This window comes from Nostoc sp. FACHB-152 (genome assembly GCF_014697475.1).
Classification (GTDB): Bacteria; Cyanobacteriota; Cyanobacteriia; order Cyanobacteriales; family Nostocaceae; genus Nostoc_B.
Window position 1 is genome coordinate 39,344 of the sequence record NZ_JACJRV010000019.1, and the last position, 13,704, is coordinate 53,047.

The window sequence follows — 13,704 nt, forward strand, 5'->3', positions numbered from 1 at the left end:
GCTAGCAAGTCTGAAAGATTAAACAAGGAGTAATCAAAATCATTACTCCTTGTTTCCTCAGTAGTAATGCATACTTATGCCAGTGAAAAAGTTCTGGCGATCGCTTACCTTAGTGTAATATATATTATTGTGCTTTTTATTACTTAACTCTCTGAGATGTTGACAAACACCTATTTATATATGTTCAGATGATTAATCATGATGGGCTTGCATCTATCTGTGCGGAAGCGGCAAAATTTGCTTTTCTGCTACCTTGCATTATGAATGTGCAAATCATGTATGACATAACAGGCTTCAAGAAGCCTAAACGGATGCGCTTGTTTTAATTTTTTGTATGGAAGCGAATAAATTTTTCATTTCCATCCGCATATTTTAAATCAATTTTGATGTATCCTAGATTTTCCGAGGTAATTTTTTCAACAATCGACTTCATAAAACTTTTTTGCGGATTTGGCTCAAGATTCTTGAAAAAGTTCTTGAACTATCCAAGAATTTACCCCTGTTTACTTATTTCTCTGTCCCCCTTTAAACCTTAACAAAACATCATGGATATACGACTAATCAAGAAAGCTGAAAAATTAGTCCTCAAAAAGATAAAAGAGATAGAAGAAGAAAATCTGTCAATAGATGAGCTTGAGAGCCAAGAAATTCCAGTCGAAGAAAAACCAGTATTCAATATAGTAGAAGCTATAGAAGCTAACTATATTCCAGTACGCGACAATCCTGTAGTTTTATCTATTGCCAATTCTGGGTGGCAAGTTTCGGAAATTTTAAGAGATATCAGAGTCGATGCTTTCTGTGATTGATGAGTAACAATTAAATATAGAAGTTAGTTTTTGCTTGTGAGTCAAAAAATGAATACTTCTAATAGGTAATAGGAATTACCCTATTGCCTATTTTCTATTTGGATTAATAAATTTTTTATATAATTGCTAGTAAAAAAATTATTTTTAATTATTTGTTGTAACAGACTTCCAGAAATTAAATTATTCAACCATTAACCATCAAAGATATTGCGAAGAATCTTTTTCCCCCTCTGCTCACGGCAGTCGCTACAACGGGGGGAACTCCCACAACGCGCTGCCTCCCCTGCTGCTCTCTCTGCATTCATAGGTAAGAGGATGACATCTGAAATAATCAATCTTTCTCAATGTGGGCTGATTTTAGGAACTTATGCCAAACTTCTGTAGTGCATAAACTTATTAGTCTTAATACTACAGCATTCATATGAAGCAGATTCAAACTCTCATGGTTTGGAGCGTTAGCATTTGGACATTCTTAGCCACTAATTTACAAACTGCTCAAGCTCATACAAGCGAAAATTTTTTTTTGGAATTAAAAACCCCAGTAATTTCTGTAAAGAATTTAGAACAGTTTGACCTAGAAATTATTCAAGTCAATGACCATGACTCGAAAGAACTATCCTCTCGATTAAAGCAAAGACATTTTTTAATTGCTGCACCTGAAAATTTTAATCCTGGCTTGCGAGTACCGCCACCATTACCTAAACCTCTACAAACTCCTAGACCACCAGCAACTTCTACTGAACCAATTAAGCCGTTTGCCGTTTTAGAAAATATTCAAACTGATTTTCGTAATGATACGGATAACTTCGGACAACACAATTTGTTCATTGAACCAACATTTCAGTGGCGATCGCCTCATGGGGATAAAATTCTTCTGAGGACAGGTTTAAACTTGTTTGAACAGCGAGGTGTAGATTCAGTTACTAATATTCCTGTGCAAATTGGTTGGGAAGGAAAAATTGGACAAGTAACCTGGCAAACGGCAGCAGGAGTTGATGTTTTCAACCGTTTACCCACAGCTATAAATTTCCATGCTAAAGTTGAAGCCCCAATTGTTCCGCCAAAGATTTCTGCTTCCGGAAGATTACTTTCAGGCGTAACCATATCAGCAAATTTAGACCAAAGTCCCTATAAATTTAATGCCCGAACTTTAGATAATCAAATTACTGCTTGGCGGTTTGGGCCTGATTTATATTGGCAGATTGATCGATATACTAGTTTGTTCTCGTCATTGCGCTTGGGTAACTACAACGATGGTAATTCGGAAATTCAATCTTTTAGCAGGCTAGAACGCAAGTTTGGGCAATTTTCTGTGGCGGCTAACTTGTTTAATTGGAGTTACGATCGCAATGTAGAATCCAGAAATGGCTATTTTTCGCCGCCAGATTTTTTGGTATACAACGCTGAAGTGGCTTGGGAAGGAGATATTGCCAAGTTCTTGCACTGTCGCCTATCTGCAAATTTAGGACAGCAGCGACTTAATGGTGAATTTGATAACGCCAGCACCTATCAAACTCGCTGTACAGCTAAAGTGTCGCCCAAAATAGAGGCTGACTTGGGCTATAGCTTTAGTAATGTGCGGAATCAAGACACAGGGGGTAGTGCTTTTGGTGGTGACTCTTTGACAGGACAGTTGCGGGTCAAATTTTAAGTCTCACCGTTAGTTAGATTGCAATGCTGGGAAGAATGAATCTGTTAAGGCTTTGAAAGCAAAAATGACTTACAAAATAAGGCTTTTACAGCATGAGTTCTGATTTTAAACCGCCACCAAAAGGCTTGTCCGCACTGGCTTCTGTTGGGGGGGTGGTCACTGCAATAGTTGCGATCGCTCTTTTAAATTTTTGGTCTAGTCGTCTTGCTCAAAATACACAAACACCTGCAATTTCGACATCTAAACCTGTTCCCCCTACGGTAAACTTAGAAGCACAAGCGCAAAAAGTAGCAAAGTTGGATGCTGATTCTTTAGTTTTACAAGGAACAGCAATTACTCCCAGTGAACTAATAGGTAAAACACCTTTTACTACGCCTGGAGTCCAAAAATTAAACGCAGCAGATATGGCGGCGGCGCGTCAGGCTTGGTTATATTTCCAAAATAATTGGAACGATAACACTGGCTTAGTAAATTCTGTTGATGGCTTTGCAGCTGTAACTATGTGGGATCAAGCAGCTGCTTGCGCCGCTTTGGTGAGTGCGAGAGAACTCAATATCATTCCCGCCGACCAATTTGAGGCGAAGATGATCAAGATGTTGCAGACTCTAGCATCATTGCCTTTATACAAAGGCGAATTGCCCAACAAAGTCTACAACGCCAAAACTCTTATCCCTGTTAATTATGGGCAATTAGAGAAAAAAGAAGAAATTGGTTGGTCAGCGATTGATTTAGGACGAATGGCAATTTGGCTGAAGATTATTGAAGCCAAATATCCAGAAATGCGATCGCCTGTGCAAGCTGTCTGGAAGCATTGGCAAGTTAAGCGACTCACGAAAAACGGACAAATGTACGGTACTGCGGTTGTTAAAAATAAAGAACAATATAACCAAGAAGGTCGCTTGGGTTATGAAAACTATGCCGCCTACGGTTTGAAACTGTGGGGATTAGATGTCAAGCAAGCTTTAGATTATAAGTCTAATACCGCCTTTGTTAATCTTTATGGTCAAGGGATACCATATGATCGCCGTGACGCTAGTAACTCAGGTGCAAATAACTACGTCCTCAGTGAACCTTACATTCTTGATGGGATAGAAACTGGGTTTCAGGCATTACCTAAAGCTTATGCAGATAGAATTTTAGCTGCTCAAGAAGCACGTTATCAAGCCACACAAGAATTAACTGCCCTCACAGAAGATAACTTAGATCGTGCGCCTTATTTTGTATATAACAGCTTGTTTGTTAACGGCAAAGCCTGGGCAACAATTACCGATACTCAAGAACAGCATAATGATTTACGTTTTCTTAGTGCTAAAGCTGCGATCGGCTGGCACGTACTTTATAACACTGATTACACCCGTACTCTCGCTGATACAGTCTTCAATAACTTGAAATCAGACAAAGGTTGGTACAACGGCTTATATGAATCTCTGCATCAGCCAAATAAAGCTCTGACGGCTAATAATAATGGTGTGATTTTAGAGAGTTTACTTTATAAACAAGTTGGCAAACCGCTTACTGTTTGGGCAGGTGTGAAGAATTAATGTAAATTCAACGAACCTCACCCCAACCCCTCTGTCTTGAAAAGTTTTGCGCCGGGACACCCGGACGCGCAACGCCAGTGAGGGAGCCGGGAAACCCGTCCAACGCACTGGCTCAACTTTTCGCTCTGACGCGGAGAGGGGCTTAAATATCGTGAAAACAGCGATCGCTTGTTGTCATCTTGTCTAAGCAGCGATCGCTAATTGGCAACTGCAATGTCTGGTTTTGCAATTCCTGCAATGTATATGAGCAATCGCGTATGACAGAGTTACTACTTTACTGTCCACGTCCTGGTTTGCAATCTGCAAAGCCTAATGCTTCCGTATCCAGGAAACTAGCGATTCTCTTTCAGAGACACTACGTGAACGCCATCTCAATTACTGCTTCAATTGGATATTCAATTTCAGCAGCACGAGCAAATAGAGCTTCTCGAATTCGTTGGGGCAAACGTTCCAAAATTACTTCGGCATCAGCCAGAGACAGTTGCTCTTGAGGTTTAGCTTGCATAACTTTTTGCTACTTTTATGCTTTGGGACAAACTTCAAATGTAAGTTGTGAACGATAGAAACATACATCAAATTCTAAGAAAAAATTCATTCGACCTAATAGCAAAGGTGCATCATCAGATAAGCTCCAGGCAAAGACCAACCGTACTGGATCAAAATTGCCAATTTGGGCAGAAACTAATAAACCCCTTGCTTCGACAGAAGCCAAGTTACCAGCAAGAATCACAGAGGTTGTTTGCTCCTCCCAAGTCGCACCAAGCTGAACACCAACACTGTAAGGTAAGACGTTGACACTTGCGCCTGTATCCAACAGTGCTGATACCTCAACAGATAAACCTCGATAGGTCAAAATTAGCGGTAACTGGGGAAGTGCATCAGGAACGCCAAAAGTATCAAAACCTTCTGTGAATTGAAATCGCTGGGCGTTATTCATTTTGCGCTGTTTGATCTGATTCTAAGAGTTGGCTAAGTTTGTGAGCCGCTTCATGTGAATTGAGAGGCGACCAAAGTGAGTATGTTGCTCCCGCTTGTAAAGTTGGCTCTTCTTCTTTTGCTAACTCTGCAATTAGAAATTGCATAACTTTCAATTTTTCTGCGCGAGGTAAATTTTTTAAAGTTGAAAACAGATCAACTGTAGTCATAAGACGAAGAAAAACGTGTAACTTCTTTATTTTCTCATAGCTGTTAATGCGATCGCTTGTTGTTATCTTGTTTAAGCATGGCTCACAATATCCTCTTTGTTGATACCGCCAGTAATTAGTGCTTGAGTTAAACTCTCCTCAAAGTTGTCTTGCTCGATAATAATTTGATTCTCAACTAAACGTAATTGTCTCCTGACTTGGTTCGTAGACTAATAAGTTAATTTTATTGCCTGTTGCTCTGGAAATTTAGCTTGCATAACTTTTTGCTACCAAACTTTTTACGTGTACAAGTCCTGATTCAAGCAAGAGTATAGAAAATTTCCGTATTATTCACCCTGATATTTAGGCTGTTTCCGAATATCATTCACTAGCGCTATTCGACTCATCTGTGCGATCGCGCTGTGATGCTCCTAATTCCTTTTTTATGTATGCCATACAAGCACCATCAACAAAAACTGTGGAGATGGATTGCATTGTTCCTAGTAGGGACATTCTTGCAATTGTTGTTTTATGTCCCAGTACACACTTTGGCAGAAAATTCTCATGTTGCGGCTACTGGTAGTTGTAACAATATTACTGCCCCGCTCACCCCTGAAGAGCAAACTTATGCGCGTGGGGCTTGGCAGTATTTTGTCAAAAATTATCAGCCAGAAACAGGCTTTACTAATTCTACTGGGGGTTATCCTTCCGGTACGCTCTGGGATATGGGGAACTATCTCATGGCGTTGAATGCAGCGCGATGGTTGAATCTCACTGACCAAGCAGACTTTGACGCTCGCCTCAATAAGTTTTTGACAACTTTGGGTAATCTTAAGTTGTTTGAAGATGCCTTACCTAATAAAGTCTACAACGCTGCTACCGGACAGATGGTTGATTATGGTAACAATCCCATTGAACGGGGAATTGGCTGGTCGGCTTTAGATGTGGGTCGGATATTAGCGGCGTTTGATGTAATTCGCAGTTGTCACCCGCAATATAATGAATGGCTTAAAGGAATTGTAGCCAAATGGCAAGTAGCGCGATCGCTCAAAGATGGACAACTTTACGGTGCTACTGTTCTCCCAGATAACAAAACATTACTTGTACAAGAAGGACGACTTGGCTACGAAGAATATGGTGCTAGAGGTTATCAACTTTGGGGTTTTTCTGCTCCCAAAGCTTTGGCTTTTGAACCATATAAAATGGTCGAAATTAACGGTGTAAAAATTCCCGTTGATACCCGCGATTTTAAAAGCACTAATGCAAATAACTACATTGTTAGCGAATCTTATATCTTAGATGGCATCGAATTTGGCTTGCAAGATGAATTAGCAGATTTTGCCGCTAGAGTTTTAGATGTGCAGAAGCGGCGTTACGATGCGACAGGTCAGTTAACTGCGGTAACAGAAGATAATATCGACCAAGCACCTTATTTTCTCTACAATACTGTTTACGCTAACGGCGCAGCTTGGGCAACCATCACCGATACTAACCAACCTTACCCCCAATTTCGGAGTGTGAGTACAAAAGCGGCTTTTGGTTGGCGTTATCTTTATCCAGATAATGCTTATGCTCAAAAACTGTTTGATGCAGTTAAGGATCTTCGTAGTCCTGATGATGGTGGTTACTATGCTGGCATTTATGAAGAATCAAAGCAGCCGAATAAAGCTTTAACAGGCAATACCAACGGACTAATTTTAGAAATTTTATACTACAAAGCTAGAGGAAATCGCCCTTTAGTTGCTTCTGCTGCTACTAATACACTAACCAAACCGCCCAGCAATAATACTGCGCCGACGACACCGACAACTCCTCCAACTTCTAAACCTCAGACTTCCAAACCTGCGGAAGCTACAAAGGTTGATGAAGTGGCTATTGCACCTATTCCACCAGTCGGGAATCCAGCAGAGTCATCGTCTAACGTCAAACTAACTCGACCTCTAACAGTAGTTGAAAGGCGTTATGCAGAGGCAGCATGGCGGTATTTTCAAGCAAATTATCATTCTCAGAGTGGGTTAATTGACGATCGCAGCGATTTTAAAGGTGCTACTCTGTGGGGATTAGGAGATTATTTAGCTGCACTAAATGCAGCGCGATCTCTTGATATTATCTCTGCAAAAGAATTTGACCAGCGCACGCGCCATTTATTAGGAGCTTTAGGTAAACTGCCGTTATTTGCCGGAGAATTACCAAATAGAGGTTATGATACTCGCTCTCTTCAACCGATTGATTATGCCGGAAACCCAGTTTTAGAAGGTAACGGATGGTCAGCCCTCGATTTAGGCCGAATGTTGGCAGCACTGTATAACTTAAAAAGTTATCATCCTGAATACACCAAAGCAGTTGATCAAATTGTCTTAGATTGGTCATATCTGCGGGTAGTGCGGGATGGTGTTCTTTCTAGTGCAACAGTCAGCAAAGATAAACAAGGACGCACCCTTACCCGCGTCAACCCCGAAACCCGCTTGGGTTATGAAGAATATGCTGCACGGGCTTTTCAATTATGGGGATTTGATGTTGAAAGTTCGGCTATTGGTGGTGAATATCAAACTGCCTTGGTAGAGGGGGTAAAAGTACCAACTCAACGCCAACGAAAAGATACTAACTCCAAAGTTAATCAATACACAGTTAGTAATCCTTTCTTACTTTATGGTTTAGAGTTTGGACTAGATCCAAAAATGCGATCGCTCTTTGAACCAATTTTCCAAGCGCAAGCTGAACGTTACCGACGCACTAACACCTTAACAGCCTCAGCAACAACCTTAATCGACCGCAAGCCTTACACAGTCCACAGCGCGATTACTGCACAGGGCAAACCTTGGGAAGCTTTAGCCGATGACGGGCAAAATGTACCATCTGGGCGCATGGTAAGTACAGCCGTAGCATTTGCCTATCACGCTTTACTGCCAGAACATCAATATAGCCAGAAGTTATTTCAAGCAACAACTGATTTATATAATCCACTCACAGGTTTTTACGAAGGCTTTTATGAAAATACCGGGAAAACAGCAATTGGTTTTACTGGCAGCACTAACAGCATGATTTTACAATCTTTGCTGTATACACTCATGAATTGCCAACCTCTAATTCGTCCAACTGCAACGAAATCTCCTTGGTGGCAAGCTGTAGCGCAAGGAGATTCCGGTCGCGGTTTACCTAGAATTCCGAAACCAAAAATCAGATTAGTTTCTGATAGTAATGGCAGTTATTGGATATCTGGTGGCGAAAATTTGAGAGTTGCAAAATGATGTTGAATTACCCCCCTTAATCCCCCCTTGTAAAGGGGGGAAATAGTTCCCTCCCCTTGGAAAGGGGAGGGTTAGGGTGGGGTAATTCAATAACTTGTATTTACAACCTTTCTTTGCAAAGAGGTTCTAGGTTCTAGGTTTAAATCCTAATGATTTAAAAAAAGAGAAGATTCCTGACTCTTGTCTTTTAGAGTAATTTTATTTTTGGTGTCACAATGACCTCTGTATCTATTAATAATTCTGCCGATTTTTTTGGCAACAGTCGCTCACTACTAAAAAAAAGAACACTATTATTTCGTTACATAGCCGAAATAAATTTAATTTTTGGTCTTTGGTATTTACAATGGCGTATTACCCATTCCATCAATTTTGATGCACTATGGCTTTCAATTCCATTGCTGATAGCAGAAATTTATAGCTATTTCGGCGGTATGATGTTTGTCATTGGGTTGTGGCGGCCTTTAGTCCGACAGATTAAATCACTCGACCAGTTGACACCAGCCTTACCCAAAACCGACTGGCCAACAGTAGATGTATTTATTACTTGCTACAACGAACCACCAGAAATTGTTGAAAAAACTGCTCAGGCCGCTTTAGCCATAGATTATCCTGCCACAAAGTTGCGTGTTTATGTGCTAGATGATGGTAACTCAGCCGATATGCGAAGCATGGCAGAAAAGTTATGTCTTGAAGATTTGCAGTCACCATTACTACAGCAAGAAGCCGATAGAATTGATGCCGAACTTTCTTTGTTAGTAGAACGCCTGCAACAATTAGAAAATCTCCGACCGAATACTCAAGCAGCTGAACAATGGTTGAAAGAATCTGCATTAGTTAATCATCAAGATAAAACTGCTGCTGAGATATTTGTGCAGAGTCTACAACAATTTATTCTTTGGCTACCTCCAAAACATCAAAGTATTGCTGAACGGCTAAATAGTGAAAAACAAAATGTAGAAGCAGCAATTGCTCAAAAAGAACTAGAACTAGTTGACCTTGGGCGATTTCGCTATATTGCACGTCCAAAGCCTGCGGGTGTACCGCATCATGCCAAAGCCGGAAACCTAAATTATGCGATTTTTTCGGGTGAAACTGCTGGAGAATTTATTCTGACTTTAGATGCTGATCATATCCCCAAGCCGCAGTTTCTCAAGCGAGTTTTGCCATATTTCTCTACATATAATCTTTTTAGTGGTAAGTATGAGCAAAATAGTATTGCTTTTGTACAAACACCACAAGATTTTTATAATATTCCTTCGGGCGATCCCTTTGGACATCGTGCAAGTTTATTTTATGGGCCGCTACAACAAGGTAAAGATGGCATGAATGCCGCTTTTTATACAGGAACTAATGCAGTTCTCCGGCGGGAAGCACTAATTAATGTGGGATTGCAATATTTTGCTGATGAGTATAGTAAAGATGAAAAACGGTTAGATGAATTTCAACTAGTTGGTGGCGTATCTAGTAACAGTATTACAGAAGATATGAATACAGCTATGCGTTTACATAGTGCTGGCTGGAAATCAGTTTATCATCATGAACTTTTGGCTGAAGGTTTAGCACCAGATGATTTGAGTTCTACTTTAAAACAAAGATTACGTTGGGCGCAAGGAACTATTCAAGTACTGATTAAAGAAAATCCTTTAACAAAACCAGGATTAACATTTTGGCAACGTCTGCAATATTTTCAGACGATGTATAGTTATTTTTCTGGTTTTGCTACGCTTGTTTTCATTGCTTGTCCAATTATTTATTTCTTTACAGAACTTGTGCCTGTTAAAGCTTATGGGTCTGATTTTGCCCTACATTTTTTCCCGGCATTTATTGTCAATCGTTTGACTTTTTTAGCAGCGACCTGGGGCATACCTGCTAGTGAAGTTTGGCGTTCTGAACAATATGCGATCGCACTATTTCCTTTATTAATCCAAGCTGTGTGGAGTGTTTTTACAGGACAGAAAATTAATTTTCAAGTTACGCCTAAACAGAGGCAATCTGGTATTTATCTCCGCATGGTTTGGCCACAATTGTTGGTATTTAGCCTGACCTTGCTAGGCATATTTTGGAGCCTTTATCGCTTTGCAATTGGTCAGCTTAATAATCCTTTAGTTCACTTACTTAATAGTGTATGGGCTATCTACAATTTGCTACTTTTGTGGGCTATTATCCGAGCTTCTGTTTGGCAACCTGCAAAAGAGTAATCAAAACACATCAAAATTATTTGCTATTAAATACAACATAAAAAACAGTCATGAATACTGAGTTAAACTCCAATAACTTCATCAAACAAACTGTCTTAACAATTTATGCTCATGCTGATGATGAAGTTTTACCTGCGGCTGGTACTTTACGTTTAATGTCTCAAGCAGGATGGAATGTTCACTGTCTAATTTTGACTGAAGGCAATCTTTCTAGTTCGCCTATTAAAGGTACACGTCATCAAGAGGCAGAAGATGCTGGTAAAATAATTGGCGCAACGTATGAGTTTCATGCTCTTGAAGAGTGTAACTTTTCTACACAAGCGGTGATTAAAGTTACAGAAGACGCTATTAGACGTTGGCAACCTGATTTAATTATTACTCACGCACCACAACCGGAAAAGTATGGACATAGAGACCATGAAGTATGTGCGATCGCAGTTTCTAATGTTGCTACCCGACAAAACATTCCTTTGTGGTATTCTGCACCTCCTGTCTTTTTGCGTGGGTTTGAGCCAAACTTTTTTGTAGATATTACTTCAGTAATTGAAGAAAAAATTGCAGCTATTGGTTGTTACGAATCAGAAAGCAATAAAGCATTTATGCAACTTGATGCTATTATCATATTGTCTCGATTCTGGGCTAGAGAATTAGGACAAAAAGACGGTTATTTTGAAGCTTTTGAAATTTCTCGGCAATGGGTAAATGCTAGTTTCTTTTCTGCATGGGCTAATAGTAAAATACAACTATTATGCACTTAATAAACAAGCTATATTCGGCAATTTTAAAATTAAAATATATCTTGCGGTTCAAGTATGCAAGTGCCAAAATAGATAAGTAGAAATGTTATACCAAAAATAAACAAGGTATTTATGAATCCTACAGTAAAAGTAATAGAACCATCAGGAATTTTAGATGGCATTAGAGGCAATCAATTGCGTCGTGAAGTTAGCGATATTATAAATGACGGCACAGATATTTTATTGATTGATATGAAAGAAGTTAAATTTATAGATAGTTCTGGTTTAGGCTCTTTAGTATCAGCAATGCAAATGGCACGAAATGCTAATACTAAGCTTTTTGTCTGCTCTATTAACGACCAAGTTAGAATGTTGTTTGAATTAACTAAGATGGATAGAATTTTTCAATCATTTAGCGATCAAAATGAATTTAAACGTCAAGTCTTAACAACTTAGGAAACAATGCAGTAATAAAAAAAAAGTAATGCAACAGTACTAATTAAAAGTAACTTTTAGCAAAGATAAGTCATCTTCAAGAACCTGTTGGCTGTTTAGTGACATGATTTGCATTAATATATCTTGGAGATGATAATTATTTACTTGGTTATATTTGATTAGTATGTCAATTAAAGCCTTGATTCCTAAAATCTTACCGTCTCGCTGATTAATTTCATAAATACCATCACTAAAGATGTAGAGAGTGCTGTTTGCTTCAACTTCAAAAACAGCATTTGTGAATTCAACATTTGGCAAAAAGCCTATAGGTAAGTCTAAAGAATTTAGTTGTTTAACTTGAAAGTCTGTTGGAGATTTACCAGATAATAAGACAGCAGGTGGATGTCCAGCATTAGCGTAAACAAGTTGATGTTTAATCCGGTGATAAACTCCATACCAGATTGTGAAGTATTTAGCACCGTGATTACTCATCTGGAATACATTATTAAGTGATTTCAAAACTTCGCTCGGCTGATAAAAATTAGTGTTAGCTAAAGATTGCGATCGCAAAATATTCAAGACAGACATAGATAATAAGGCAGAACCTACTCCATGCCCTGATACATCTAACAAATAAATTACTAAATTATCTTCATCAAGCCAGTAATAATCAAAGCAGTCACCTCCTAACTGTGCAGAGGGAACAAAGAGAGCTTCTGTTGTGACGTTTCCTGTAAGTGGCTCAGGTAAGAGTGATTGTACATAATCAGCAGCCTCGGCTAAATCTGCTTCTAAAATTTGCTTTTGGGTTTGTAAATTCTGGTTGAGTATTTCTAAAGTTTGCTTTTGACTGTGTAAAGCCTGATTTAGTTGATATAGTCTGAGTCCTGCTCTTATCCTTGCTTTTAATTCATTCATTTCTATTGGCTTAGAGACAAATTCATCTGCTCCAGCATCAAGTCCTTTAACTCTATCTTCTTCTTCTCCCGGTGCTGCACCCTTAGCAGTTAGCAAAATAAAAAAGGTAGTTGACAAATCTGGTTCCGCTTTAATTTGGCGGCACACTTCCAAGCCGTCTAATTCTGACATCACCCAATCACAGATAATCAACGCAGGACGTAATAGTCGTGCTTGTATAATTCCTTCCTGACCATTGCTAACAACAGTAGTATCGTAACCTTGATTATGAAGTGTTCTTTTTAAGACTGCTCGTACAATTGGATCGTCATCAATCACTAAAATTTTTATCATCAAATCTAATATTAAATGAAATAATAATTAATTGATTGCTTGCTCTAAGTTACTTATTTTTCCCTAAGTGACCTATAGTAAATATACTCAAATTAAATAAATAATTTTCGCTTAGGATTAAGTCAGAGTTTTTGTGTGACGCATAGTGAAGAGTCAAATTAATTTAAGGGTCAATACAGACTTAGGGGTGTTATCTAGTGTTCTATCTTGGTTTGATCAAATTAATATTCCACCCATTAGTAATCAACAAATATGGTGGCAATGTCAAACATTAATGATAGAAGGCTTTACTAATATTGTTGAACACGCACATAAAGGCTTACCAAAAGAGACTCCTATCGAAATTGAAGTTTTGCGCTCAGATAAGTCTATAAAAATACATATACTATCTCAAGGTGCGCCTTTTGATTTAGAGCAGCAATTACAAGTACAGTCTGAATTAGCAGACAATGAACTAGAGCGTGGACGCGGCTTAAAAATTATGGCGGCGATCGCAGATAAATTGAGTTACGAAAAGATTGACGATAATCGTTATTGTTTATTTATCGGTAAATGTTATTAAAAATAGGTAACAGGTTATAGGTAAGATTAAACAAATTTGAAAGTATTTTCCTAGATCGACTTTTGTTTAAAATTTTTACTTCATCCACAGACAATCTTCTGTATTTTTATAATTCATAGGATGAAATGTTATTAAACACCAAATAAATTTC

The 13,704-nt window shown here is 38.8% G+C and carries 12 protein-coding genes and 2 pseudogenes; 9 read left to right on the plus strand and 5 right to left on the minus strand.

Translation table 11 applies throughout. The features are described 5' to 3' along the window. The first annotated feature begins 545 nt into the window (after window positions 1–545). The 4 genes from H6G76_RS16130 to H6G76_RS16145 all read left to right on the plus strand — a co-directional run bounded on the left by H6G76_RS16130 (window position 546) and on the right by H6G76_RS16145 (window position 4,185). Complete coding sequence (locus H6G76_RS16130) at window positions 546–806, plus strand: hypothetical protein (protein ID WP_190702358.1); 261 nt, start codon at window positions 546–548, stop codon at window positions 804–806. A 421-nt stretch (window positions 807–1,227) separates the two neighbouring features. Next, window positions 1,228–2,457 (plus strand): hypothetical protein, encoded by a 1,230-nt coding sequence (locus H6G76_RS16135; RefSeq protein WP_242056420.1) that lies wholly within the window; start codon window positions 1,228–1,230, stop codon window positions 2,455–2,457. Between the two features lie 92 nt (window positions 2,458–2,549). Then, on the plus strand, window positions 2,550–3,998 hold the full coding sequence (locus H6G76_RS16140; RefSeq protein ID WP_190702361.1) for a DUF3131 domain-containing protein: 1,449 nt from the start codon (window positions 2,550–2,552) through the stop codon (window positions 3,996–3,998). Between the two features lie 46 nt (window positions 3,999–4,044). Then, window positions 4,045–4,185, plus strand: a complete 141-nt coding sequence (locus H6G76_RS16145; protein WP_190702364.1) for a hypothetical protein — start codon at window positions 4,045–4,047, stop codon at window positions 4,183–4,185. An 87-nt stretch (window positions 4,186–4,272) separates the two neighbouring features. Here H6G76_RS16145 and H6G76_RS38045 read toward each other — a convergent pair. The 4 genes and pseudogenes from H6G76_RS38045 to H6G76_RS37705 all read right to left on the minus strand — a co-directional run. Then, window positions 4,273–4,503, minus strand: a pseudogene (locus H6G76_RS38045) (hypothetical protein). 15 nt (window positions 4,504–4,518) lie between these two features. Continuing rightward, on the minus strand, window positions 4,519–4,935 hold the full coding sequence (locus tag H6G76_RS16155) for a retropepsin-like aspartic protease (RefSeq protein WP_190702367.1): 417 nt from the start codon (window positions 4,933–4,935) through the stop codon (window positions 4,519–4,521). Further along, window positions 4,928–5,080, minus strand: coding sequence for a hypothetical protein (locus tag H6G76_RS16160; protein ID WP_313934785.1), 153 nt, complete (start codon window positions 5,078–5,080; stop codon window positions 4,928–4,930). Before H6G76_RS16160 ends, H6G76_RS16155 begins: the two co-directional genes overlap by 8 nt. A 134-nt stretch (window positions 5,081–5,214) precedes the next feature. Continuing rightward, window positions 5,215–5,319, minus strand: a pseudogene (locus H6G76_RS37705) (XisI protein); the annotation flags it as partial. 252 nt (window positions 5,320–5,571) lie between these two features. Here H6G76_RS37705 and H6G76_RS16170 point away from each other — a divergent pair. The 4 genes from H6G76_RS16170 to H6G76_RS16185 all read left to right on the plus strand — a co-directional run bounded on the left by H6G76_RS16170 (window position 5,572) and on the right by H6G76_RS16185 (window position 11,761). Next, window positions 5,572–8,370, plus strand: coding sequence for a DUF3131 domain-containing protein (locus H6G76_RS16170; protein WP_190702373.1), 2,799 nt, complete (start codon window positions 5,572–5,574; stop codon window positions 8,368–8,370). A 215-nt stretch (window positions 8,371–8,585) separates the two neighbouring features. After that, window positions 8,586–10,568: a glycosyltransferase gene (locus H6G76_RS16175; RefSeq protein WP_190702375.1), complete on the plus strand. Its 1,983-nt coding sequence runs from the start codon at window positions 8,586–8,588 to the stop codon at window positions 10,566–10,568. Between the two features lie 50 nt (window positions 10,569–10,618). Next, window positions 10,619–11,326 carry a PIG-L deacetylase family protein gene (locus H6G76_RS16180; protein WP_190702379.1) on the plus strand — a complete coding sequence of 236 codons (708 nt, stop codon included), beginning with the start codon at window positions 10,619–10,621 and terminating at the stop codon, window positions 11,324–11,326. Between the two features lie 111 nt (window positions 11,327–11,437). Continuing rightward, complete coding sequence (locus tag H6G76_RS16185) at window positions 11,438–11,761, plus strand: STAS domain-containing protein (RefSeq protein ID WP_190702382.1); 324 nt, start codon at window positions 11,438–11,440, stop codon at window positions 11,759–11,761. A gap of 39 nt (window positions 11,762–11,800) precedes the next feature. Here H6G76_RS16185 and H6G76_RS16190 read toward each other — a convergent pair whose 3' ends face one another. Beyond that, window positions 11,801–12,991: a PP2C family protein-serine/threonine phosphatase gene (locus H6G76_RS16190; RefSeq protein WP_190702385.1), complete on the minus strand. Its 1,191-nt coding sequence runs from the start codon at window positions 12,989–12,991 to the stop codon at window positions 11,801–11,803. Window positions 12,992–13,136: 145 nt separating this feature from the next. On the opposite strand from H6G76_RS16190, the gene H6G76_RS16195 reads away from it, so the two are divergent. Beyond that, window positions 13,137–13,553, plus strand: coding sequence for an ATP-binding protein (locus H6G76_RS16195; protein ID WP_190702388.1), 417 nt, complete (start codon window positions 13,137–13,139; stop codon window positions 13,551–13,553). Window positions 13,554–13,704 lie beyond the last annotated feature (151 nt).

Coding starts and splice junctions, on each gene's coding strand:
- H6G76_RS16155 (WP_190702367.1), bottom strand. CDS start 4,935: ATGAATAACGCCCAGCGATTTCAATTCACAGAAGGTTTTGATACTTTT.
- H6G76_RS16180 (WP_190702379.1), top strand. CDS start 10,619: ATGAATACTGAGTTAAACTCCAATAACTTCATCAAACAAACTGTCTTA.
- H6G76_RS16175 (WP_190702375.1), top strand. CDS start 8,586: ATGACCTCTGTATCTATTAATAATTCTGCCGATTTTTTTGGCAACAGT.
- H6G76_RS16170 (WP_190702373.1), top strand. CDS start 5,572: ATGCCATACAAGCACCATCAACAAAAACTGTGGAGATGGATTGCATTG.
- H6G76_RS16140 (WP_190702361.1), top strand. CDS start 2,550: ATGAGTTCTGATTTTAAACCGCCACCAAAAGGCTTGTCCGCACTGGCT.
- H6G76_RS16190 (WP_190702385.1), bottom strand. CDS start 12,991: ATGATAAAAATTTTAGTGATTGATGACGATCCAATTGTACGAGCAGTC.
- H6G76_RS16185 (WP_190702382.1), top strand. CDS start 11,438: ATGAATCCTACAGTAAAAGTAATAGAACCATCAGGAATTTTAGATGGC.
- H6G76_RS16130 (WP_190702358.1), top strand. CDS start 546: ATGGATATACGACTAATCAAGAAAGCTGAAAAATTAGTCCTCAAAAAG.
- H6G76_RS16135 (WP_242056420.1), top strand. CDS start 1,228: ATGAAGCAGATTCAAACTCTCATGGTTTGGAGCGTTAGCATTTGGACA.
- H6G76_RS16160 (WP_313934785.1), bottom strand. CDS start 5,080: ATGCAATTTCTAATTGCAGAGTTAGCAAAAGAAGAAGAGCCAACTTTA.